22 protein-coding genes are annotated in these 23,375 nt (G+C 66.0%); 9 read left to right on the top strand and 13 right to left on the bottom strand.

Features of this window, described 5'->3' with window-relative positions; genetic code table 11:
* Nucleotides 1-16 precede the first annotated feature (16 nt).
* A complete protein-coding gene (locus F1654_RS10275) occupies nt 17-568 on the top strand; it encodes a TadE/TadG family type IV pilus assembly protein (protein ID WP_150023467.1) in 552 nt (183 codons plus the stop codon).
* A 5-nt stretch (nt 569-573) separates the two neighbouring features.
* Entirely contained in the window at nt 574-1,302 is a 729-nt protein-coding gene (locus F1654_RS10280; RefSeq protein WP_150023468.1) for a TadE/TadG family type IV pilus assembly protein, read from the top strand.
* Between the two features lie 8 nt (nt 1,303-1,310).
* Here the strand turns inward: F1654_RS10280 and F1654_RS10285 are convergent, their stop codons facing one another.
* The 10 genes from F1654_RS10285 to F1654_RS10330 all read right to left on the bottom strand — a co-directional run bounded on the left by F1654_RS10285 (nt 1,311) and on the right by F1654_RS10330 (nt 13,437).
* Complete coding sequence (locus F1654_RS10285; RefSeq protein WP_150023469.1) at nt 1,311-1,805, bottom strand: DUF3429 domain-containing protein; 495 nt, start codon at nt 1,803-1,805, stop codon at nt 1,311-1,313.
* Nucleotides 1,806-1,826: 21 nt separating this feature from the next.
* Entirely contained in the window at nt 1,827-2,645 is an 819-nt protein-coding gene (locus F1654_RS10290) for a TIGR02186 family protein (protein WP_233205238.1), read from the bottom strand.
* Nucleotides 2,645-3,568 (bottom strand): sulfite exporter TauE/SafE family protein, encoded by a 924-nt coding sequence (locus F1654_RS10295; protein ID WP_150023470.1) that lies wholly within the window; start codon nt 3,566-3,568, stop codon nt 2,645-2,647. Before F1654_RS10295 ends, F1654_RS10290 begins: the two co-directional genes overlap by 1 nt.
* A gap of 4 nt (nt 3,569-3,572) precedes the next feature.
* Complete coding sequence (locus tag F1654_RS10300; RefSeq protein WP_199200538.1) at nt 3,573-6,533, bottom strand: tetratricopeptide repeat protein; 2,961 nt, start codon at nt 6,531-6,533, stop codon at nt 3,573-3,575.
* 326 nt (nt 6,534-6,859) lie between these two features.
* Nucleotides 6,860-8,698, bottom strand: a complete 1,839-nt coding sequence (thrS, locus tag F1654_RS10305; protein WP_150023472.1) for a threonine--tRNA ligase — start codon at nt 8,696-8,698, stop codon at nt 6,860-6,862.
* A 135-nt stretch (nt 8,699-8,833) separates the two neighbouring features.
* On the bottom strand, nt 8,834-10,024 hold the full coding sequence (gene pseC, locus F1654_RS10310; RefSeq protein WP_233205239.1) for a UDP-4-amino-4,6-dideoxy-N-acetyl-beta-L-altrosamine transaminase: 1,191 nt from the start codon (nt 10,022-10,024) through the stop codon (nt 8,834-8,836).
* 107 nt (nt 10,025-10,131) lie between these two features.
* Nucleotides 10,132-10,965 (bottom strand): flagellin, encoded by an 834-nt coding sequence (locus F1654_RS10315; protein WP_150023473.1) that lies wholly within the window; start codon nt 10,963-10,965, stop codon nt 10,132-10,134.
* A gap of 198 nt (nt 10,966-11,163) precedes the next feature.
* Nucleotides 11,164-11,538 (bottom strand): flagellar protein FlaG, encoded by a 375-nt coding sequence (locus F1654_RS10320; RefSeq protein ID WP_150023474.1) that lies wholly within the window; start codon nt 11,536-11,538, stop codon nt 11,164-11,166.
* A 130-nt stretch (nt 11,539-11,668) separates the two neighbouring features.
* The gene (locus F1654_RS10325) at nt 11,669-12,496 is read right to left on the bottom strand and encodes a flagellin (RefSeq protein ID WP_150023475.1); all 828 of its coding nucleotides are present in this window, start codon (nt 12,494-12,496) and stop codon (nt 11,669-11,671) included.
* Between the two features lie 116 nt (nt 12,497-12,612).
* Complete coding sequence (locus F1654_RS10330; RefSeq protein WP_150023476.1) at nt 12,613-13,437, bottom strand: flagellin; 825 nt, start codon at nt 13,435-13,437, stop codon at nt 12,613-12,615.
* Nucleotides 13,438-13,832: 395 nt separating this feature from the next.
* Between F1654_RS10330 and F1654_RS10335 the strand changes: the two genes are divergently transcribed.
* The 3 genes from F1654_RS10335 to F1654_RS10345 are packed head-to-tail and all read left to right on the top strand — an operon-like array spanning nt 13,833 to nt 15,198.
* A complete protein-coding gene (locus tag F1654_RS10335; RefSeq protein ID WP_150023477.1) occupies nt 13,833-14,276 on the top strand; it encodes a hypothetical protein in 444 nt (147 codons plus the stop codon).
* Between the two features lie 28 nt (nt 14,277-14,304).
* A complete protein-coding gene (locus F1654_RS10340; protein WP_150023478.1) occupies nt 14,305-14,595 on the top strand; it encodes a hypothetical protein in 291 nt (96 codons plus the stop codon).
* A 3-nt stretch (nt 14,596-14,598) separates the two neighbouring features.
* Entirely contained in the window at nt 14,599-15,198 is a 600-nt protein-coding gene (locus F1654_RS10345; protein ID WP_150023479.1) for a hypothetical protein, read from the top strand.
* Between the two features lie 52 nt (nt 15,199-15,250).
* Here the strand turns inward: F1654_RS10345 and F1654_RS10350 are convergent, their stop codons facing one another.
* Nucleotides 15,251-16,075: a flagellin gene (locus F1654_RS10350; protein WP_269844615.1), complete on the bottom strand. Its 825-nt coding sequence runs from the start codon at nt 16,073-16,075 to the stop codon at nt 15,251-15,253.
* A 315-nt stretch (nt 16,076-16,390) separates the two neighbouring features.
* On the opposite strand from F1654_RS10350, the gene F1654_RS10355 reads away from it, so the two are divergent.
* Entirely contained in the window at nt 16,391-16,957 is a 567-nt protein-coding gene (locus F1654_RS10355; RefSeq protein ID WP_150023481.1) for a hypothetical protein, read from the top strand.
* A gap of 105 nt (nt 16,958-17,062) precedes the next feature.
* Entirely contained in the window at nt 17,063-18,964 is a 1,902-nt protein-coding gene (locus F1654_RS10360; protein ID WP_233205240.1) for an alanine/glycine:cation symporter family protein, read from the top strand.
* A 71-nt stretch (nt 18,965-19,035) separates the two neighbouring features.
* Here F1654_RS10360 and F1654_RS10365 read toward each other — a convergent pair whose 3' ends face one another.
* A complete protein-coding gene (locus tag F1654_RS10365) occupies nt 19,036-19,833 on the bottom strand; it encodes a heme-dependent oxidative N-demethylase subunit alpha family protein (RefSeq protein ID WP_150023482.1) in 798 nt (265 codons plus the stop codon).
* Nucleotides 19,830-20,195 (bottom strand): VanZ family protein, encoded by a 366-nt coding sequence (locus tag F1654_RS10370; RefSeq protein WP_150023483.1) that lies wholly within the window; start codon nt 20,193-20,195, stop codon nt 19,830-19,832. The genes F1654_RS10365 and F1654_RS10370 overlap by 4 nt, the downstream gene beginning before the upstream one ends.
* 76 nt (nt 20,196-20,271) lie before the next feature.
* On the opposite strand from F1654_RS10370, the gene bioB reads away from it, so the two are divergent.
* Together bioB and F1654_RS10380 are read left to right on the top strand one after the other, a co-directional pair.
* Nucleotides 20,272-21,276, top strand: coding sequence for a biotin synthase BioB (bioB, locus tag F1654_RS10375; protein WP_150023484.1), 1,005 nt, complete (start codon nt 20,272-20,274; stop codon nt 21,274-21,276).
* Nucleotides 21,277-21,457: 181 nt separating this feature from the next.
* Nucleotides 21,458-23,314 (top strand): DUF885 domain-containing protein, encoded by a 1,857-nt coding sequence (locus F1654_RS10380; RefSeq protein ID WP_233205241.1) that lies wholly within the window; start codon nt 21,458-21,460, stop codon nt 23,312-23,314.
* The last annotated feature ends 61 nt before the right edge of the window (nt 23,315-23,375 follow it).

Below are 23,375 nucleotides of genomic sequence, written 5' to 3' on the forward strand. Positions count from 1 at the left end.
GCGTATAACGCCGCTCATGACAAACGCCGTGCATATCAGGGCCGCCCGCCGCTCCGGATTCACCTTGCGCTTCATCAAGGCGCGCGAGGGAGCGACGGCTATTGAATTCGCCTTGGTCGCCGGACCGTTCTTCCTTCTGTTGATGGGCGTGATCGAGATCGCGCTGTTCTTCTTCGCCTCGACCATGATCGAGACCGCCACCAATGAGGCGGCGCGTGATGTGCGCACAGGCGAGGTGCTCGTGGCCGGCGATGGTCCCGGGGAGTTCCGTAATCGCATCTGCGCACGCGTGGGCGCCATCGCAGACTGCTCGCGCCTGCAAGTCGATGTGCGCCGGATCGACAGCTTCAGCGCCGCCCAGCTGGGCGCACTCGTAAGCGATGAGGGCGTGGACACAACCGGCTTCGGGTTCGATCCAGGCGGGCCGGGCGATATCGTGGTGATCCGCGCAGTCTATGAGTGGCCGCTGATCGCGCCGGGCATGCTCAACGGCATGGCCAATCTGCCAGGCAACAAGCGCCTGATCGTGGCCGCCTCGGCGTTCCGCAACGAACCGTTCGAGGTGTGACCGTCATGCTCGCCACCCTTGCCCGCATATTCAGCCCCGGCCGTTTCGTACGCGACCGGCGCGGCGTGTCGGCGGTGGAGTTCGCCCTGATCGCGCCCTTGCTGATCGGGCTGTATCTGGGCGCCGCTCAGCTCACGCTCGCCCTGAGCGCAGACCGAAAGGTCTCCGGAGCAGCGTTGATCGTGGCCGATCTCGCCGCCCAGCGCGACACCATCACCAATGCCGAGATCGCCGACTATTTCGCCGCCGGGCGCGCCATGACCGCACCCTTTGACGGTTCGGGCATGGCCTTGCGCATTTCTTCGGTGCGCATGGACGAGAACGGACAGATCTTCCTGGACTGGAGCGTGGCCGAGGGCATGGACCCGTCAGCGGTTGCGCCATCCCTGCCTGCAAATCTGCTGGCGCCGGGCGGATCTGTGATCGTGGTGGATGCGCAAATGCCGTTCAAAACATCTTTCGGCGATCTGTTCGGCAGTCCCGTGAGCTTAAGCGACACCGCCTGGCTGCGCCCGCGCCGCACTGGCCATGTGACCAATACCAGCGAGCCCACGGGCGGGGTGGATGCGCCGCCCACCGAGCTCCTGCCCGATCCTGAACCCGAACCGCAGCCCGAACCCCAGCCTCAGCCCGAGCCAGAGCCGGAGCCCGCGCCGCCTCCGGAAAGCGAGCCCGAGCCTTCGCCCCCGCCAGCTCACTGCCCGCCCGGTCACCGCCGTCAGGGCCGCTGCTAGAGGCAAGCTTACAGGCTGAAGGTTGGCGACCAGCGGATGAAGGCGGCCAGCGACAGGCTGAGGATCGCGCCAAGCGTCAGGAGCAGGCGAAGTGGCAGATACCAGGCCGGAAAGGTTGCGCCGCGCACTGCAGAGCGGTCCCACAGATAGGCGATAGCGAAGCCCGCAATCAGCACGCCCCAGCCGGCCAGCTCGAAATCGAAGGGCAGGCCGGGCCGGGCCCAGACCTGCATCAGCACCGCCAGCCAGCCCGCCAGGGACAGGCTCACCGCCAGGATCAGCACGCCCGCGCGCGGCGCGTCGGCGCGGATCACAAGCTCGCCCGCCCAACGCCCGCCGGCCAGGAAGGACAGGATCACGGCGGCATAGACCGGCAGGGCGTTGGCCGCCTGCAGCGCCGCCTGCCCGCCCAGCCCCAGTCCCAGAGCGCCCGCCACGAACGGGATCAGCCCGGCAAAGCCGAGCACGACGGGCAGAAGCGGCGCATCGCTGAGGCGTTTCATCTTATCTCTCCACGGCCGGGTTCAGTTGCGGCGCATCACCACCGAAGCCAGCCAGCCCGACAGGACAGCCAGCAGCACCGCCAACAGGCCATAGGCGAGCGGGCGTTCATGGGCAAGATCGTAGATGGCGCGCTCGGCGCCGGCCTTGACCACTTCCAGCGAGGTGCGGCGCACCGCGATGGGCACACCGTCCCGGAACAGATAGACGTCTGCGTCATACACGCCGGTGGGCGTAGCGGGCGGCAGCACCACACGGGCGCGGAACAGGCCTGCTTCGAGCACTTCAACACCGCCGGACGCTTCCACATAGAGCCCGCTGCGCGCCTTGTTGCGCACCACGGCGGCGCGATAGTCCACTATGGCTGCGCCAATATCTGAGACCACCACGCCGGGCACGCCGAACCGCGTCTCTATCCGTTCGGTGTCCGGAGCAGACAGGCGCACATGCTCCATGCCGATGCGGTTGCGGCGCAAGGCCGAGAAGGTGGCGAACTCCGCCAGCGGCCGGGTGGAGGCGACGGCGTAGTATCCTTCCACCCCCTCAAAGAAGACCGGGTCTGAATTGACCCACACCCCCAGCACGCGCTGGCGGCGCATAACCCGCAGATCGCGCACCGGGCCACGCACCACCACGGCGATGTCATCACCCGGCTCCAGCCCCACCGCCGCGCCATACAGCACCAGCTCGGCGCCGGCGAAGGTGGAGCGGATCTCCACCACGTCCTCGGTCAGCGCCGCCGCGATCTGGGCCTCGGGCTGGACAGGCGGGTCCGTATCATGACCGCTTGCCGGCGCGGCCAAGGCCGCCATCAGGGCGAGGGCGGGGAGGCTGGCGCGCATCATGACCCCCTCACCTCGATCAACACGTAGAGATCGGACGGCTCGGCAGCGAGATCCCAGGCAAGCTTCAGGCACACCGCCACCACGATGAGAGCCAGGCCGGCGCGCAGCTCCTCGGCGCGCACCTTCTGGCCGTAGCGCGCGCCCAGCTGGGCGCCCACCACGCCGCCCACGATCAGAATCGCGGCCAATACGATGTCCACGGTCTGGTTGCGCGCCGCGTGCAGGACCGTGGTCAGGGCGGTCACGAACAGGATCTGAAACAGCGAGGTGCCGATCACCACATTGGTGGGCATGCGCAGAAGATAGATCATGGCGGGCACCGCGATGAAGCCGCCGCCCACCCCCATCAGAGCCGCCAGCACCCCCACCAGAAAGCCCAGCGCCAGGGGCGGAATGACGCTCATATAGAGGCCCGAGACGGCAAACCTTGTCTTGAACGGCAGAGCGTCGATGAAGGTGCGCTTGCGCCGCACCGGGCGCGGCGGGGCGCTGGCGCGCGCCCGGCGCACAATGGCGCTGACGCTCTCTGCCAGCATCAATGCCCCGATCACGCCCAGAAAGCCCACATAGCAAAGCGCGATCACCAGATCGATCTGCCCGGAGGCCTGCAACAGGGCGAAGATCTGCACGCCCGCCACTGAACCGAACACCCCGCCGATGATGAGGATCACGCCCATCTTCACGTCCAGCGAACGCCGGCGGAAATGGGCGATGGCGCCAGACATGGACGAGGCCACGATCTGGTTGGTCTGGGTGGACACCGCCACGGCGGGCGGCACGCCCAGAAACATCAGGATCGGCGTCATGAGAAAGCCGCCCCCCACGCCGAACAGGCCGGACAGAAACCCGACCCCCAGACCCAGGCCCAGCAACAAGAAGAGGTTCAGGGAGACTTCAGCGATCGGCAGGTAGACCAACACGGCCTCACCCGGCCGCCTGCCAGGGCTGACGCGGGTATTGTCCCTGGGCGCGCGGGTCTGACGGGCGCGGCGTGAAGTTCTGGGCCACTTCGTCAGCGGCGCTGCGCTGATCGGCGTTGAGCTGGCGGCGCAGGCTTGAGGCGCGAGAGGCCGCATCCTCATCGCCGGCATTGGCCGCGATGCGCAGCCAGGCGTAGGCGTCCGGCAAGCTCTGCGGCACGCCGAACCCTTCCTGGAACAACAGGGCGATATTGAACTGGCTGTCGCGATTGCCGTGCAGGGCCGCCTCCTGGAACCAGCGCGCGGCGGCGGCCTGGTTCTCGGCGGTTTCCTCGGCGCTGATGAACAATCCGCCCGCCTCGAACATGGCCAGCACATTGCCCGCTTCGGCGGCGCGCACCATCCATTGCCGCGCGGCGGCCGCATCCATATCCACGCCCTGGCCACGCTGCAGCATCATGGCGTAGCGGCGCATAGCGTCCGGCTCGCCCTGCTCTGCGGCCCGGCGCATCAGGGCGGCGGCGTCGGACAGCGCGCCCGCCTCCAGACGCTCAAGCGCCAGCTGATAGCGCGCCACGGCATTGCCTTCCGCAGCCGCCCGTTCAAGCGTCATGGGCTCTGGCGCGGGTTCAGGCGCAGGTTCGGATGACGTCTCCGGGGCCGCTTCCGCAGCCCGCTCGGACGCAGGTTCTGACTGTGCAGGGGCCGGGTCTGCCGGAACCGGAGCAGAGCGCGGGACCGGAACCGGCTCAGGCAGAGCAGGGGCATCAGGCCCGTCATCAGCGGCAGATACCTGTGCAGCCCCCTCACCCTCCAACGGGATCATGGGCGCAGCAGGCGCAGTGGCGAGCGGAGCGCCGCCGCCTGCATCGGCGAACAGGCTGGACAGGGCCGCGGACGGATCAGCGCGCTCAGCGCCATTCCCGCCGCCGCCAAACACGTCCAGCACCAGCACGCCCGCCGCCGCCGCCACAGCGGCGAAACCCAGCACGCTGGCGGCGACCAGCACGGCACGGCTGCGCCGGCTCTCGCGCGGCTCAGCCGGCGGCGTCCAGTCGGCCGACGCTCCCCGGTTGGCGCGCACCGTCTTGCGCGCCGCGGCCAGAAAACCGGCGTCAGCCGTAGCCCCGATGCGGGCCTCGCGCCGTACAGGAGCAGGCTCTGGCGCACGCGCAGGCGCTGGCTCCGGGCGCTCTTCGGGCCAGAAAGCCGCGCCCGCCGGCTCCTCCTCGGAGCCCAGCGCGATGTCATCTTCCCCCGCCGCTGCATCGCTCAGACCCGGCGCCTGGGGAAGGGGCGCATCGGCCTCCACGCTGAACGCGTGTCCCTCAGAACGCGCCAGCGCTGCTGGACGCAGAGCCGGGCGTGGATCGCCATCACCGCCCTCTTGCCCGCCGCCCTCGCCGCCATCATCTCCGCCGCCGCCGCCCTTGCGGTTGACGGGTGCGTCCGGAACGGCAGCCTGCGCGACGCCCTTGCGCTCGATGGTTTCTAGCCGCTCAGCCAGCGCCGTCATGGCGCGCTGTACGGGTGACAGCGCGTCCGCGGTTTCCGCGCGGGCCTGGTCGAGGCGCTGATAGACGCCGCCCATGGCGTCATTAATGCGCTGGGCGGTGCGTTCCTCCGAGGCGCGAATGCGCGCATCAAGATCGGCTTCCGGAGCGCTGGCGCGCGCCTGCTCCATGCGTTCGACAACCTGGGCCATGCGCTCGCCTGCCGCTTCGACCGCCTCTGCCGAGCGCTGCTCGGCCTTGTGCACGCGCTGGGCCAGGGTCTCGCCCAGACGGGCCATTTCCTCGCCCATGCGGCGTACCGCGGCGGTGTTTTCCGTGCGCACCGTATCCAGGCGCGCTTCCAGACTGGTCTGATCCTCGCGGGCGCGCCGGGCGCGCTCGGTCTCGCTGAAGCGGTGCTCCAGACGGCGCTCAGCCGCCTCGATGCGCCGGTCAACCGCGCGCGACAGGCGCGACACTTCGTGGGCGATGCGCGTCAACGCGTCGGACTGGCGCGCCTCGGCGGCGGCAAGCCGGTTTTCCGCGGCTTCCAGCGCCCGCTCCATGCGGGCCGGGCCGCCGCTCTCCCCGTCCAGCTTCGCAATCTGACGCGCGCAGTCCTCGCGGGTCTCGCGGATGATCGCCGCCAGCTCCCGGCCCAGCGCCTCGAAGCGCCGATTGATTTCGTCCGCGCCCAGCGCCTCGCCCTGGCGGGTCTCCAGCGCACGCAGGCGTGCATCCAGAGCCTGCTGGGAGCCGGCCAGCGCCTCAGCGGCGCGGTGCGTTGCGTTTTCGGCGGTTATGATGCGGCTCTGAAGCCGGCGCGCCGCATCCTCCACATGACGCAGCGTCTCACCCGATTGACGGGTCTGCGCCTCGATCTGCTCGCGCAAGGTGCGCGCATCCTCACGCAGGCGCGCCTCGGTCTCGTCCAGGCGCGCGCCCAGCGCCTTGGCCGCGCGTTCAGCACTCTCGCGGCGGCGCTCGTCCTTGTGGGAGAGATTATCCAGCTCGGCGCGCACATCGCGCTCGGTCTCGTAAAGCCGCCCGGCCAGCTTGCCGAGCGTGGTCTCCATGGCCTTGACCGCCGCTGGATCCGCCCCGCCTGCAGGCCCCGCTTTTTCCACCCGGCGCAGGCGTTCCATCAGCTCGTCGTGACGCGCGCGCGTACGCGAAAGGGCGTCCTCGAACGCACTCTCGTCCTCGCTGCGGGACTCTTCCAGCGCCTCAAGCCGGCGCGAGATCGCCAGCACCGACTGGTCCACTCCGGTCAGGGCGAGCTGGGAGCGCTGCTCGGCCGCCTCCAGACGGTGGGTCAGGCGCGCGATCACCTCGCGCAGGGCGTCGTCTTCATCGCCGCCCCCGCCGCCGCCAAAGCCGGGATAGGCCGACAGGCGCTCATCCCATTGTGATGAATCAGAAGACGGGCCGTCATCGAGAATGACCCTGTTGAGCCATTCGCCCAGGGTCATGCCTTCCCGGCGCGCCGCCGTCTTGGCGATCGCGCGGGCGCGAGGGTCTATCCCCTTCACACTCCAAGGCGCCCCCGACGGCATGCCGAATCATCTCCCATAGACTTCTTGCCAGGCTAACTGACGCGTTAATCTTGTGTAAACCGGATGCGAGACCGCAATATCTGGTATCCACACAGAATCAGCACCGCGCCGGGCGCAGCTCACACATACGCCCGCCTATCAAGAGGAGGCGGTGCGGTTAACGCTGCGTAAAACTGTGTAAAGAAGCCCCGGCGCGGCTGCAGTGCGCCGCGCCGGGGCTGATAGCCAGCCGGGCAAGCGCCTCAGGCGTCCACGGTCTCGCGTGCGGGCAGGTCCCGCCGGCCGCGCTGTTCCTGAGCAATCCGGGCGACGAAATCGTCCAGCGTGAATACGCCCATATCCCCGTGCTCGCGATGGCGCACAGCCACCGCTCCGGCTTCGGCCTCGGCGTCGCCGACCACCAGCATGTAGGGGATTTTCTGGGTCTGGGCGTTGCGGATTTTCTTCTGCATGCGCTCCGAACCCAGATCCGCATCCACACGCACCCCGCCGGTGACCGAGCCGATATCGGCTTTCATCAGCTTGCGGCGCACCGCGACGGCGTAATCCTCATGCCGGTCGGCGATGGGGATCACCACCGCCTGCACCGGGGCCAGCCAAACGGGGAGCTTGCCGGCGTAATGCTCCAGCAGGATCCCAGTGAACCGCTCCAGCGAGCCGAACAGGGCCCGGTGCAGCATGACCGGCGGGCGCTTGGCGCCCTCAGGCGTGATATAGGACGCATCCAGGCGTGCGGGCAGGTTGAGATCGACCTGCAGCGTGCCGCACTGCCAGTCGCGCCCGATGGCGTCACGCAGGACGAACTCCAGCTTCGGCCCGTAGAACGCGCCCTCGCCCGGATTGTGGGTGTAAGGCAGGCCCGTGGCTTCCACCGCGGCTTTCAGCGCCGCTTCGGACTTGTCCCAGACCTCGTCCGAACCGATGCGCTTTTCAGGGCGGTCGGAGAATTTCACCCGCACGTCCTCGAAACCGAAATCCTTGTAAATGTCCAGGATCAGCCGGCACACCTCCACGCTTTCAGACGTGATCTGCTCCTCGGTGCAGTAGATGTGGGCGTCGTCCTGGGTGAAGGCGCGCACGCGCATCAGCCCGTGCAGGGCGCCCGAGGATTCAAACCGGTGCACCTTGCCGAACTCGGCGATGCGCAGCGGCAGCTCGCGATAGCTGCGCAGACCGTGCTTGAACACCTCCACCCCGCCGGGGCAGTTCATGGGCTTCAGGGCGAACACCTGGTCCTCCACCTCCTCGGTGGTGAACATGTTCTCGCCGAACTTCTCCCAGTGGCCCGAGCGCTCCCAGAGGCTCCTGTCCATCAGCTCGGGCGTGCTGATCTCTTCATAATCGGCCTCGATCTGGCGCCGGCGCATATAGTCGATCAGGCTCTGGAACAGGGTCCAGCCCTTGGGATGCCAGAACACCGCGCCGGGCGCCTCTTCCTGGAAATGGAACAAATCCATCTCCCGGCCCAGGCGCCGGTGGTCGCGCTTTTCGGCTTCCTCGATCTGGATCAGGCGCTGTTCGAGCTCTTCCTTGGTGTCATAGCCCAGCGCATGGATGCGCTGGAGCTGGGCGTTCTTCTGGTCGCCGCGCCAATAGGCGCCGGCGATGGAACGCAGCTTGAAATGACCCACCTGGCCGGTGTGATCCACATGGGGGCCGCGGCACAGATCGACGAAATCGCCCGTGCGGTAGAACGTCACCGTCTCGGCGCCCTCGGCCACGACCGACTCATCGCCGGTTTCCTTGGCGATGGCCGTCGAGCCCTTGTCGCGCAGGAGCTTCAACAGCTCCACCTTCAGCGGCTGGTTCTCGCGCTCCATATAAGCGATGGCGTCCGCAATCGGCAGCTCCTCGCACTCGAAGCGGTGCTTCTTGGCGCGCAGCTCCTTCATGCGCTTTTCGATCTTCGGCAGATCTTCCAGCGTCAGGGGCTCGGGCAGGGTGATGTCATAGAAAAACCCGGTCGCTGTCGCAGGCCCGACGCCAAACTGCGCGGTCGGGAACAAGTCCTTGATCGCGGCGGCCATCAGGTGCGCGGCCGAATGGCGGCGCGTCTCGACAGGAAAGGCGTCTTGCGACATGGGTCCGGGCTTTCAGTATTGAGCTTGAACGGCAAACAACCCGCGCCCGCCGCATGCGGGCGCGTGATCCAAATCATGTAAGCGCTCCGCCCGGCCCTGTCCACGCAGCGCTGGCGTGCGCCGCAGCATCAGCATCTACACCCCCAGCGCCACGCCCAGCGTCGACGCCACCCTTGCCGGATCGCTGTCAGCCATGCCCGGCCACAGGGGCAGCGACAGCGTGCGCCCGTAATAGGCCTCCGCCCCCGGCAGCGGTCCCGCATCATGGCGCGCTGCGTGGAAAGGCTGACGGTAAAGCGGGATATAGTGAACCTGGGAGCCCACGCCCTGCTCTGACAGCCGCGCCATGACATCCGCCCGGCTCAAGCCCGCCGCCTCGAAATCGATGCGCACATTATAGAGATGCCGGCACGGATCGCCCGGCGCTCCGGCGGGCGACCGAACGACAGGAGCCAGAGGCGCCAGCGCCTCGTCATACAGCGCGGCCAGCGCGCGGCGGCGGGCGGCGAAGACGGCAAGGCGCCTCAGCTGCGAGCGGCCGAGCGCAGCGTTGAGATCGGGCATACGGTAATTCCAGCCCAGCTGGACCATCTCGTGCCACCAGGGCTCGTTTGCGCCTTCGCTGCGGTTGAAACGCGCCGGGCCGCGCTCCACCCCGTGGGAGCGGGCGCGGGCCATATGGGCGGCAAGCCGGGGATCGCGGGTGGTGACCATGCCCCCCTCCCCGCACGCCAGCGTCTTGACCGGATGGAAAGAGAACGCCGCCGCGTCCGAGTGGGCGCACGCGCCCGCCGGGCGGCCATCGGCGTCCAGCGAGCCCAGCGCATGGCAGGAATCTTCCACCACCGCCATCCCGGCTGCGCGCGCCAGACTAGCGATGGCGGGCATGTCGCACATCACCCCGGCCAGATGCACGGGCAGCACGGCCCGCGCCGCTCCCCCCGCCCGCCGGAGCGCCGCCTCGAAGGTCTCAGGCGTCATCAGCCCCGTATCGCGGTCCACATCGGCGAAAATCACATCCGCGCCGCAATAAAGCGCGGCATTGGCGGTGGCCAGGAAGGTGATGGCGGGGACAATGCAGAGATCGCCCTTCCCCACGCCCAGCGCGTCGAGCGCCAGATGCAAGGCGGCGGTCGCGCTGTTGCAGGCGACGGCATGAGGCGCATCCACGGTTGTCGCGAACGCGGCCTCGAAGGCCGGGATTTCCGGCCCGGTGGTCAGATAATCGCTGCGCAGCACGGCTGCGACCGCCTCAATATCGCTTTCGTCTATGGACTGGCGTCCATAGGGCAGGAAGGGCAGGTCTGGGGACGGCGTGTCGGTCAAAGCGCGCTCCGGGCGGGGCAGCCAACATCAACTGAGTCTGGCGCATGCGAAAACCGCCCGGCGCGGCGCGCCAGGCGGTTTGTCTAAAGGTCAGCAGTCCAGAAGCCCTACCGACCGAACAGCGACAGGATGATCTGCGGCTCGGAGTTGGCGATGGACAGGGCCTGCACCCCCAGCTGCTGCTTGACCTGCAAGGCCTGCAGGCGCGCGCCTTCCTTGGCGAGATCGGCGTCCACCAGATTGCCCACCCCCTCGGTCAGGGAGTCCATGAGCTTGCCCACGAAAGTGCGGTGAGCTTCCAGCTTCTTGCCGTCCGAACCCAGATTGGCCAGCGCCTGATTGACATTGTCCAGGCTCGCCGAGATGGCGCTGACCACCTGGGCGGCCAGGCTCACAGTGCCCAGGCTCGCCGTGCTCTCGATCGTGATGATCGAGCCGGAGAAAGCCATGTTGTGGGCAGTGAGATTAATGGTGCGCGAGGCGTCTGCGTCCGCCAGGAAATCGATGCCATTGCTGAGCGTGCCATTGAGCAGATTGGCGCCGTCAAACTCGGCATTGGCGATGATGACCTCGATCTGCTCCATCAACGCCTTGAAGTCGCCGTCATAGGCCTGACGTGCGAAGGCGTCGATGGAGGGATCCATGGCCGCGGTGGCCTTTTCACGCATCTCGATCAGGAGATCGGAGATCGCCTCGCCCGCCGCGATCGCTACGTCGGTAATGGATACCGCCCGGTCCAGCGAGCCTTGCACCGAGCCCAGGGCGCGAATGTCCGCGCGCATGTTCTGGGCCACGGCGAAGACTGATGAATTGTCCTTGGCGCCGGCGACGCGGAAACCGGTATTGATCCGGTTCTGGGTCTGATCGATCTCGGAATTGGTCTTGTTCAGGTTCTGCAGGGCGATCATCGCCGAGGTGTTGGTGTGGACGCTCAACGCCATAGGTCTTCTCCCATTTCCCGCCGCCGCATTCAGCAGCGCAGTCCCGCAGACAGGAGCAAACCCTGGACCAGATCGGGCCAGTCCATAAAAAATCATATATATCAGAATGATGGGCGAAAAAGCGCGCGCCCGGCCAAGTCAGGCGCGCACCGTCTTGGTTAATTTCTGCCGGGCGAACCGGTCAGACTTGCCGGGCGTTTACACCCGCTGATCGACCACACCGCCCTGTCCGTCGCGCAAGAACGCGATCAGGTCCAGATAACCTTCGGGTGGCCACTGGCGCATGGTTTCGCCCGTGTCCGGATTGAGTATGCGGTAGATGAAGCGCCCCGCCCGCTCTTCGCGGTCGATCAGCAGGCGCGAGCGCCCGCTGGCGTCGAGCCGGTCGCGCAGGGCTTCAATTTTGTCTACCGTCTGCGGCAAAGCCTTCCCGATGGCGGCCTTGATGGCCGTCTCGATCGGATTGTCCCCTTCTGAGCCGCGCTGTTGGGACCCTTTGGTCCCGCCGGCGTTTGCGGCCCATTCAGAGGACGACAAGGCGGTCCCTGACATGAGCGTCGCAATATCCGTCATCTGTGTCTCACTGGACGCGTCAGCGTCCGGCGCCTCCCTTTTTGCAGGCCGCCTCCCTTAACCGGGAGGCCGGTGACGACGGCCGGAGGGAACCCCTTCGCTCCGGCCGTCATCGCCGTTCAGCCTCTCCCTAGCGGAAGAAGCCCAGAACAGTGCTCGGCGCCGAGTTGGCGATGGAGAGCGCCTGGATGCCCAGCTGCTGCTTGACCTGCAACGACTGGAGCCGTGCGGACTCCTTGGCCAGATCGGCGTCGACCAGATTGCCGATACCCTTCTCCAGCGTGTCGGACAGCTTGCCCACGAAGGTCTTGTGGATCTCAAGAGACTTCGAGGCCGTGCCCAGACGCGCCAGCGCCGAGTTGATATTGTTGAGAGAGGTCTCAATATCATCAGCCAGGTCGGAGGCCTGGGTGGAGGTGGCGAAGGACGCCGCCGCCGCCAGAGTCACAATGGACCCGCCCAGGTTCATGTCCTCATCGGTCACATTGATCGTGTTGGAGCCGTCCGCATTGGCCAGAGCCGAGATGCCGCCGGTCACAGAACCGTCGATCAGGTTGATGCCGTTGAACTCGGCATTTTCCACGATGGTTGTGATCTGGTCGCGCAGCGCCGTGAAGTCTTCGTTCAGGGCTGAACGCGACGCGGTGTCGAGCGAGGTGTCGGACGCGGCCAGGGCCTTTTCCTTCATCTCGATCAGAAGATCAGAGATCGCCTCGCCTGCGGCCAGGGCGACGTCAGTCACCGACACCGCCAGATCCAGCGACTGGTTGACGGCGCGCAGGCCGCCCACTTCAGCGCGCATGTTCTGGGCGATGGCGTAAATGCCGCCATTGTCCTTGGCCGAGGAGACCGCAAGACCGGTATTGATGCGGTTTTGAACCTGCATCAGCTCGCTGTTGGTCTTGTTGAGGTTTTGCAGGGCGATCATCGCCCCGGGATTGGTATTGATCGTCGCCATTTCTTGGCTCCTTTCGAAGATCCGTTTCTACGGTTGGTCAGCGCACGTTTTGCGCGCCTCGCCCGGCGCCGGTGCGGCCTTCTGCCGTCCCGGCGCCGGATTCAGTCAGGCTCTCCCTAGCGGAAGAAGCCCAGAATGGTGCTCGGCGCCGAGTTGGCGATGGAGAGCGCCTGGATGCCCAGCTGCTGCTTGACCTGCAACGACTGGAGCCGTGCGGACTCCTTGGCCAGATCGGCGTCGACCAGATTGCCGATGCCCTTCTCCAGCGTGTCGGACAGCTTGCCCACGAAGGTCTTGTGGATCTCAAGAGACTTCGAGGCCGTGCCCAGACGCGCCAGCGCCGAGTTGATGTTGTTGAGAGAGGTCTCGATCGCCGTGGCCGCCGCCGAAGCATTGGTCGTGGTGTCGATTTCGGTGCCTGCGGTGATGGTCAGCGTCGTGCCGGTCAGGCTCATGTCCTCGGCTGACACGGTGATGGTGTTCGTGCCCTTGGCGTTGGCCAGGGCCGAGATGTCATCCGCGCCGCCAGAGATCAGGTTGATGCCGTTGAATTCGGCGTTCTCGACGATGGTGTTGATCTGGTCGCGCAGCGCCTTGAAGTCTTCGTTCAGGGCTGAACGCGACGCGGTGTCGAGCGAGGTGTCGGAAGCAGCCAGGGCCTTTTCCTTCATCTCGATCAGAAGATCGGAGATCGCCTCGCCGGCGGCCAGGGCGACGTCAGTCACCGACACCGCCAGATCCAGCGACTGGTTGACGGCGCGCAGACCGCCCACTTCAGCACGCATGTTCTGGGCGATGGCGTAAATGCCGCCATTGTCCTTGGCTGAGGAAATCGCAAGACCGGTATTGATGCGGTTTTGAACCTGCATCAGCTCGCTGTTGGTCTTGTTGAGGTTTTGCAGGGCGATCATCGCCCCGGGATTGGTATTGATCGTCGCCATTTCTTGGCTCCTACGTTTCTACGTGTGATGCGTGCATTTTGCGCGCAGGGTCTTCTGACCCGGAGCGTAACCAGCAAGGCCGGGGCCAAGTGCGGCCGTGGCGCAGGTCAGGTGACGCCAACGCCTGTCCAGCAAGGCGATCCCGCGCCCACGGCGGTTTCAGTGCAATACGCCGCCCGGCAATTCCTGCCGGACAGGCAAGGCTTCAGCCCGGCAAAATTTGCCGGGGCAGCACATTTTGCCGGGTGGATAGGCGGTTCGAATCGGCCCGGTCAGGAAAGGGTTAACGAATTATTGATTATCGCCGCCGCTCAGGTTGCGCGATGCGTTGCAAGGTGTTTAACTTCGTTAACCATAGGGGGTGGCGCGCTCAGTGGGCGCGCCGGGGGGCTTGCGTGATTATTCTTGTCTGGATTCTCTCACCGGTATTGGGCGCAGGCTTGCTGATGGAGCTAGCCGCCTGGCCGGCTGTTCCGGCGCTTGCCGCGGCCTTCTTCAGCGCCGAGGCCTTGCGTATGGTATTGCGTTTCACCTTGTCGCCGGACAATGGCGCGCACTACGCCCTGGATGCCTTGAAGGAAACACCCGTGCGGGCGCTGGAGACAGCAGCGCTCGGCCTCTGCCTGGCCGCTCTTGCCGGCCTGATTGGATGGTCCCATGGCGCTGGCGCAGCGTCCATGGCGGAGGGCGCCTATGAGGCCCTGCCCGCCATTGCGCTGCCCGAAAGGCTCGATGGACAGGGGCCGGCCCTGATCAGCACGATTGCAGCCTTACTGATACTTGCTGTGCGCATCTTGCGCCGGCGCCGTCAGCCCATACGGGGCGCACGCGCCGTGTAAATCATTCAATCGGGGGAGACTGAATATCATGGCCTATTTTCGTTATGCCGCCCTTGTGCATTACAAGATCAGACCCGACGGCAATGACATAGACGCCGAAGAAACCATGGCCGGGGAATATCAGATGGCGACCGGTGTCAGTGACCGCGAAGCCAAGGCGGCGGCCCATGCGATTGTTGAGCGGCGCGCCAATCTCAGATGCCAGACTGACGGCTATAATTATTACAGCATCATGGATCTGAAAGTCGCGCGCGTCACAGTTCTGGCCAGTCTTGCGGCGCTGGGCCACAGGATCAAAAACGCGATTATCCGGTACTGAGCCATGGAGTTTTTGCGTTCTGCTCAGATCAATCTGTCTGACGCCAGTGCGATCAAATGGCGCCGGGCAGGCGAAACGCCGTCCCGGCAGGCCGCGCCGTCATCACCCCAGATTCCAGGGCTCCGCCTGCTTGTGGCGTTCATCTTGCCGATCCCCCTCACCTTGGCCGCAGCCGCGTTCTTGATGTTGGGATTTGATATCGACTTTGAAACCGTCAGCCAGACCTTTCCGCCAACCCTCGTATTCATCGAGTTATGCACAAGTTTCGCCGTGATCGGCCGGGCCATGCGGCTCATGCGGATCACGCTCGGAAACACGCTGATGGTCGCATTTCTGGTCGCCGTACGGCTGGCGGGTATTCTGGTGATTTACTTGCAGGCGGTGTTGACGCTCTGGATCCTGGGCCTGGCTCTGAGCGAGAACATCATGCTTGCAGCCATGCTGGAGCCAGTTGTCGTCCACATTCCGGGGGCGGACATCCTGTTCAATGACAATGGCAATCCCACCTGGGCCGGTATTTTTGTCACGATGCTCGTGCTGCCGATCATGCAGAGATTCATTTCTCAAGCCATAGACGGGGTATTCGCCCGGCCGATCAGCTGAAACGTCAGAGAAAAAGAAACCGGGACCGCGAGATGCGGCCCCGGTTCTCGTCCTAGCGGAAGAAAGACAGCACCGACTGAGGCGCAGCGTTGGCGATGGAGAGCGCCTGGATCCCCAGCTGCTGCTTGACCTGCAGCGACTGGAGCTTTGCGGACTCCTTGGCCATATCCGCGTCCACCAGATTGCCGATGCCCTTTTCCAGCGTGTCGGACAGTTTGGCGACGAAAGTGGAGTGGATCTCCAGTGCTTTTGACTTGGTCCCGAGCCGGGCGAGCGCCTCGTTGACCGCGTCCAGAGAGGTCGCGATCTGCGAGGCTACGCCAGAGGCCTGGCTGGCGGTGGAGAACGAGGCGGCGGCGCCAATCGTCACGATGGAGCCCGAGAGGGACATGTCCTCTGAGGCCACCGTAATGGTATTGGAGCCGTCCTGGTTCGCCAGCGCGACAAAAGCGTCGGTCGAGCCGTCGATCAGGTTGATGCCGTTGAATTCCGCATTATCCACGATGGTGCTGATCTGGTCGCGCAGCGCCATGAAATCTTCGTTCAGGGCGCTCCGGCTGGCCGTGTCCAGCGACGTGTCTGCGGCGGCAAGAGCCTTTTCTTTCATCTCGATCAGGAGGTCCGAGATCGCTTCGCCCGCGGCCAGAGAGACGTCCAACGTCGCATTGCCGCGGTCCAGAGATTGCTGAACAACCCCATACCCGGCCACTTCAGCGCGCATGCGTTGGGCAATGGCGAAAATCCCGCCATTATCCTTCGCATTGGCCACCTCAAGGCCGGTGTTGATACGGTTCTGCACTTGCTGCAGCTCCATATTGGACTTGTTCAGGTTCTGAAGCGCGATCATCGCTCCAGGGTTCGTGTTCACCGAGTTCATCATTGGGGTTCCTCCGTTCTGGAAGCGAACGGCCTTTCTGGCCGGCGGACGTTTTGTCCCGCTGACGCCTGCGCAATCGCCATGCCGGTGCAGGCATCAAGGGGGCCGGCATTTCAGCGAATGAATTCAAACCGTTGATCATGCCCCGCCAAGAGGCTCAGTAGCCGACGCCAAATCACACCCGGCAAAGACAGGACATCCCGGCAGGATATGCCGGGCTGGCGCGCCAACAGCGCGGACCCAATCTTGCGGCCCGGCGTCCGGCTTGTCATGGTCGCCCTCAAATCATCATTCAAGGCCCCCGGGAGCCCGCTCATGACCCTTAGCGTCCGTCTTCGCGCCCTCGCAATCGCCGCCTGCGCCGCATTTCCTCTGGCGGCCGGATGCGCGCCGGACACCGCTCCGCCGCCAGCCGATGGCGCCGGCGCTCTGGAACCGCCCGTCCTGTCAGTCACCGGGGCCGGCGGGCGCACCCCGGTGGAGACCGGCCTGTTCGACAAATACGCGCTAGCCGGCGTGGCGCAGACATTCAGCTTCGCCGATATCGCCGCCCTGCCACGTTCGGAGATGACAACCGATTACCCCCTGGGAGACACGCCGCAGACCTGGACCGGGCCGCAACTGAGCGCCGTCCTCGCCGCCGCCGGAGCGCCGGGGTCAGGCGCGCGCCTGACCGCCTATGACGGCTACCAGGTGGAGGTGAGCGCTGAGGACATCGCCCGTTTCGAACCGGTGCTCGCCCACGCCGTGGACGGGCGCGGCCTTGTCACGGGCGAACTCGGCCCCTTCATCCTGGTCTGGCCGCGCGGGGAAGACCCGGAGCTTGATGACATGAACGACGATCTGTGGGTCTGGGGCGTGTTCGTGATCGAGGCGTTCTGAAGCGCCGCCCGCCGCAAAACACGATGCCATCCATCTTACAAAGGCATTTGCGTTTGAGAGGCAGGTCCCTAAGCTGCGCCGGTCACATCTGCGGGGAGCGAGATTATGGCGGTTGAACAAGCACCGGCCACGGCGCTGAGCGCTGTGGAACTTGTGTTCATGGCGGCTGACTTCCTATGGGGCGGCTATTGGGGTGATGAGCAGATCATCCCGGTCGGCCCCATGGTGGCCATTCTTCTGGGGATCGGCCTTTTCCTGATGATCCGGCTGGGCTTCCGCCCGCTGCTCACTCTGGGCGGGGCGTTTTCCCGGCTGTGGGGCGGGCGCAAGGGCGATGACAGCGCCGGCGACATCACGCCCTGGCAGGCGCTTTCCACCGCCCTTTCCGGTCAGGTCGGCACCGGCAATCTGGCCGGCGTCGCCACCGCCATCGCGCTGGGCGGCCCTGGCGCCATCATGTGGATGTGGATCACCGCCCTGTTCGGCATGGCCCTGTCTTACGCCGAGGGCGTGCTGGCGGTGCGCTTCCGCGAGAAACACGCCGACGGGCGCTTCCATGGCGGCCCGATGTATTACATCAAGAACGGCCTGGGCAAAGGCTGGGGCTGGCTGGCTGTGGTGTTCTGCATCGGCGCGCTGTTCTCTGCGCTCGCCACCGGCAACATGATCCAGGCCAACTCCATCACCAACGGGGTTCAGTCCGGCACGGAAAACAATATCGCGCGCATCCTGCCGTGCCAGCTGCTGCAGCCCACGGCCAATATCGGCATGTCCGCGTGCGAAGCGCGCGCCATCGTGGATGCAGGCGGGGTGATCGAACTGGACGAGCGCGGCCGCGTCCTGCGCGGCGCGCGCGCCAACGCCGCCGCCAACGCCCAGGCGGAAGCTGAAGCGGCCCGCCAGGCCGAGGCCGCGCTTCAGGCGGCGCAGGAGCAGGAGGGTCCCGCACCGTCGGAAATGGAAGCCGCCGGCGAGCTTCAAGCCGAAGCTGACACGCCCCGCGTCCTCACCGCCGAGACGCTGCGTCTGGTCATGGCCAGCTGGATCCCCGGCGCGCTGGTGGCCTTCTTCGTCTTCCTGGTGATCATTGGCGGCATCAAGTCCATCGGACGGGTGGCCGGCATCATGGTGCCCTTCATGGCCGCCGCCTATGTGCTGGTGGCCGCCTTCGTGATCATCCTGCACATCGACAAGGTGCCCGGCGCGTTTGCGATGATCTTCCAGTACGCCTTCGGCTTCGGGCCCGCCATTGGCGGCCTGGCGGGCTATGCGGTGATGGAAGCGGTGCGCTTCGGCGTCGCCCGTGGCCTGTTCTCCAACGAAGCCGGCCAGGGCTCGCTGCCCATCGCCCACGCCGCAGCCCAGACCAAGAACCCCATCCGCCAGGGCGAGATGGCGATGCTGGGCACGTTCATCGACACCATCATCATCTGCACCATGACCGCGCTGGTGATCCTGGTGGTGTCCGGCTCCTACCCCACCGAGGGCGGCGGCTTTGTGGAATACGCCTGGATGTCCGTGGGCGAACTGGAGGATGTGGCCATCACGTCCGCCGCCTTCGGCCAGGGCCTGCCCGTGCTTGGCGGCTGGGTGATCGGGCTGGCGCTGGCGCTGTTCGCTTTCACCACGCTGATCGGCTGGTCCTATTACGCCGAACAGGCCGCCACCTACCTCCTGGGCGACTGGGCCGCCAAGCCCTTCCGCTTCGTGTGGGTAGGCATGGTGTTCACCGGCGCGATCCAGGCCAACGCCTTCGTCTGGCGCCTGGGCGACATCGCCAACTCGGCCATGGCCTTGCCCAACCTGCTGGCGCTGCTGTTATTGTCAGGGATGGTAGTGAAATACACCCGTGACTTCGACAAGCACGGCAAGATCCCGCACGCCATGTACAAGGACACGTCCGGCGCGGTCGCGGTCACCCTGACCGATGAAACGCCCGGCCTGGACGGGTCTGGCCCAGACGCCGGCGTGTCCGGCGGTGAGGACGGCCAGAGCAAGGACGGCTGACCGGTCTGGCCTCTGCCATGAATGACGTTCCGGCCCGCAAGTCCGCTTGCGGGCCGGCTGCGTTTCAAGGCTTACAGGCCCCAATGAGCGAACAGCGCGTCGGCATGGCGCTCCAGCGCGTCCCAGCGCTTGTAGACGCGCCCCTCCGGGCCGAGGCTGCGCCAGGCGCCCGCCAGCGCCGCCCGGTCCGCCGCGCCCAGCGCGCTCAAGGGATCGAGGCACACCCGGATGGTGAACAGCACCGCGCCGGTCTCAGGCAATTTGATGATCGTCTGGCGCTCCACCCGCACATGCAAGGCCGAGCGCGCCGGGTCCACCGGCGCGGCCTGCGCCGCCGCGCGCAAGGGCGCGCCATCAGGTGTGAAGCGATCCGGCCCCCACTGAAGCGTCCAGTTGAAGCGTTCGAGCACCTGACCGGGCTGCAGCCCGTCAAACACCCGCGCAATGCGCGCCGCCAGCCGCCCGCCATCGGGCACGGGCCCGTGCAAGGCCGTCAGATCGCGCCCGAAGGCATGATTCACGCTGAAAAAGGTCGGCGAGCAAAGAACGATGGCGCCGGTCCGCCAGCCGCCATCATCATCACGCGTCATCACCACCAGATCATCGCTGACCAGGCGCGCCGCCGCGATCAGATCACCCGCCGGCGCGCCCGCCCCGGCGCAGACCAGAGCGGCGGCTTCCAGAGCGGGGGCTTCAGCCTCCGGCGCTTGCCGCAAGACGCGGTCCGGCTGATCCAATAGCTCCGCCTTCCAATCCAGCACATGGGCCTCGGTGTCAGGCATGAGCCAGCGGGCCGGATTAATCGGCGCCAGCGCCGGGATGAAGCGCGGCGCGCCTGCGCGCCAGGGCGCATGAGGCGGGCGGCTCACGGATGGAGACCCATCGCCCGCGCCAGACGCGCCGCCACCGCAGCGATCACGAGGCCAAGGAGAATGCCGATGGTATTGGCGCCCACATCATAGGGCGAGGCTGAACGGTTGAGCGCCTCGATCATCTGCAACAACTCGATAGCGATCCCGAACCCGCTGAGCCCGGCCAGGAGCCAGACCCGCGCCAGCCCCGGATACGCAAACCGGCCCAACACCGTCAGCGTCACGAACGCTGCGATATGCTCCAGCTTGTCCCAGCCGAACAGGCGCGGCGCGCCGCCATCGCCCGGCCACAGGGCCAGCCCCAGCACCACACAAAGCGTGAACCAGAACGCCAGCGGCCCCAGAGGCTGCACCCGCATCACAAGGCGCCGCACGGCTTGCCGCCCGGGGGCGGGCTTCCTAGGGTGCGGGACCGATTGATCATCACGAGGCGTCATGACCCATCTTCTAGACGATATCGCCGCTCTGACAGAAGCCCGCAGCGATTGGACCCGCGACCAGGTGCAGGCGATCCACGACGCGCCGTTCAATGATCTCGTCTTCGCCGCCCAGAGCCTGCACCGGCGCGTGCATCAGCCCAACGCGGTGCAGAAATCGCGCCTGCTCTCGATCAAGACCGGCGGCTGCGCGGAGGATTGCGGCTATTGCAATCAATCGGCCCATTTCGACACCGGGCTGAAAGCCTCAAAGCTGATGGACCCGGACACCGTCGAGGCCCGCGCCCGCGAGGCCAAAGAGGGCGGCGCCACGCGCTTTTGCATGGGCGCGGCCTGGCGTGAGCTGAAACCGCGCGACGAGCCGGCGATCCTGGACATGATCACCCGCGTGAAAGCGCTGGGGATGGAGACCTGCATGACGCTGGGCATGCTCAGCGATGGTCAGGCCGAGCGGCTGAAAGACGCCGGGCTCGATTTCTACAATCACAATCTCGACACCTCGCCGGAATACTATAAGCGCATCATCACCACCCGCACCTGGCAGGACCGGATCGACACGCTGGCGCGCGTACGCGGCGCAGGCATACAGGTCTGCTGCGGCGGCATTATCGGCATGGGCGAGGACAGGGCCGACCGCATCGGCCTTCTGACCGAGCTCGCCTGCCTCACGCCCCATCCTGAAAGCGTGCCCATCAATCACCTGGTGGACGTGGCCGGCACGCCGCTTTCGGGCTCGGCGCCGCTGGACGGGCTGGATTTCGTGCGCGCCATCGCCACCGCCCGCCTGATCATGCCGCGCAGCGTGGTGCGGCTGAGCGCCGGCCGCGAAACCATGAGCCGCGAGCTGCAAGCGCTGTGCTTCCTGGCCGGCGCCGCCTCCATCTTCGTGGGCGAGGAACTGCTCACCACCCCCAACCCCGACCTGCACAAGGACGCCGCCCTGCTAGCCGATCTGGGGATGGAGGAAGCCGGCCCCGGGGGCGCGCAGCACACACGTTCATGAGCGCCCGGACACGCTCAGCACCCTGACATCCGCCCCCTTGCGGCGTTCATGGCCGCCGCGCGGCCGGCGAGAGCCGCGAAGGCGGCTCCACATCGCTGAATACGGTCAGGCGGGTGGGCAATCGCGACCGCAAGGGTTACTACCGGCGCAAGCAGCCATAATGAAAGCAAGGGGAAACGCCATGTCCGCATCCATCTTCAGAACGCTTGGCCTGGTTAGCGCCGCGGCGCTGCTGGCCGCCTGTAACCCTGACGGCGCCACAAACAATGCGCCGGTCCAGACCCCCGCCCCGGCCGCGCCCGCCGCCGAACAGAGCGAAACCGAACGCCTGAACGCCTGGTTTGACCGGATCGAGGCCGAAAATCTCGACCGCTCGCCCATGGCCAAGGCCTATCGCGGCATTATCGACGCCGATTACGGCCGCTGGGACGATCCATCGGACGCCTTCCAGGTGGAAAGCTTTGAGCTGGGCGAGGCGCGCCTGGCCTATATGCGCGAGACTTTCGACTATGACGCGCTGGAGCCGTCTGCGCAGCTGTCCTGGCAATTGTTCGAATACGGACAGGAAGATGCGCGCCGCAATTTCCCGTTCCGGCGCCACGGCTATATCTTCAACCAGATGCGCGGGCCGCACTCCAGCGTTCCGGTCTTCCTGACCACTATTCACCGCATCAATGATCTGGACACGGCCGAAGCCTGGATCAGCCGCGCGCAAGGCGCGCCGGACTATCTCGGCGCGCTGATCGACGAGGCCGAGGCCCGTTTCGATGATGGCGTACAGCCGCCGGTGTGGGTCTATGACCACGTGATCGAAACCGCACGCAACATCCTTTCAGGCGCGCCGTTCGACGAGGACGGAGCGAACATCATGCTTGAAAGCTTCACCGGCCAGCTGGACTCGCTGGAGCTTGACGACGGCCAGCGCGAGCGCCTTCTGGCGGAAGCCACGCAAGCCCTGCTCGGCTGGCGGCCGGTCTATGAGCGCCTGATCTCGGTCATGGAGAGCCACAAAGAGCGTGCCGCACCCGGCGACGGCGTCTGGCGGCTGCCTGATGGCGCGGACTTTTATGACGCCCGGCTCGCCCATTTCACCACCACAGACCTGACCGCCGAGGAGGTTCACGCGCTCGGCGTGCAGAACACGGCCCGCATCCATGACGAAATGCGCGCCATCATGGACGAGGTCGGCTTTGAAGGGTCCTTGCAGGACTTCTTCGCCTTCATGCGCGAAGACCCGCAATTCTACTATCCGAACACCGATGAAGGCCGTCAGGCCTATCTCGACGAGGCGACAGCCATGATCGAGCGCATCACCGAACGCCTGCCTGAATATTTCATCACCCTGCCCGAATACGATCTGGAAGTGCGCCGCGTCGAGCCCTTCCGCGAACGCTCCGCCGGCAAGGCCTTCTACTCGCGCCCGGCTCCGGACGGGTCACGCCCCGGCATCTATTACGCCAATCTCTACGACATGTCGGAAATGCCCATCTATCAGATGGAGGCGCTGGCCTATCACGAGGGCAATCCGGGCCACCATTTGCAGCTGTCGATCATGATCGGGCTGGATGATCTGCCCGCCTTCAGGCGGTTCGGCGGCTATACCGCCTATACCGAGGGCTGGGGGCTCTACACCGAATACCTGCCACTGGAGATGGGATTTTACGAGGACCCCTATTCCAATTTCGGACGCCTCGCGATGGAGCTGTGGCGCGCGGCGCGTCTGGTGGTCGACACCGGACTGCACCACAAGCGCTGGAGCCGGGACGAGGCCGTCGAGTGGCTGGTTGAAAACACGCCCAATCCGCGCGGCGACGCCGAGCGGGCCATCGAACGCTATATCGTGATGCCCGGACAGGCGACCGCCTACATGATCGGCATGCTCAAAATCCTGGAGCTGCGCGAGGATGCGCGCGAACGCCTTGGCGACGCCTTCGATATCCGTGAGTTCCACGAAGTGGTGCTGCGCGACGGCGCCGTGCCGCTTGCGGTGCTGGAGGATCTGGTCGACGCCTGGGTAGAGGACACGATCGCCCAATAGGCAAGACGCCTGGGCCCGGGACGGCCTGGCATAGACGGCTGAGGCGGGCGCGGCAGCGCCC

It is taken from the genome of Alkalicaulis satelles (assembly GCF_008630495.1).
In the GTDB taxonomy this organism is placed as follows: domain Bacteria; phylum Pseudomonadota; class Alphaproteobacteria; order Caulobacterales; family Maricaulaceae; genus Oceanicaulis; species Oceanicaulis satelles.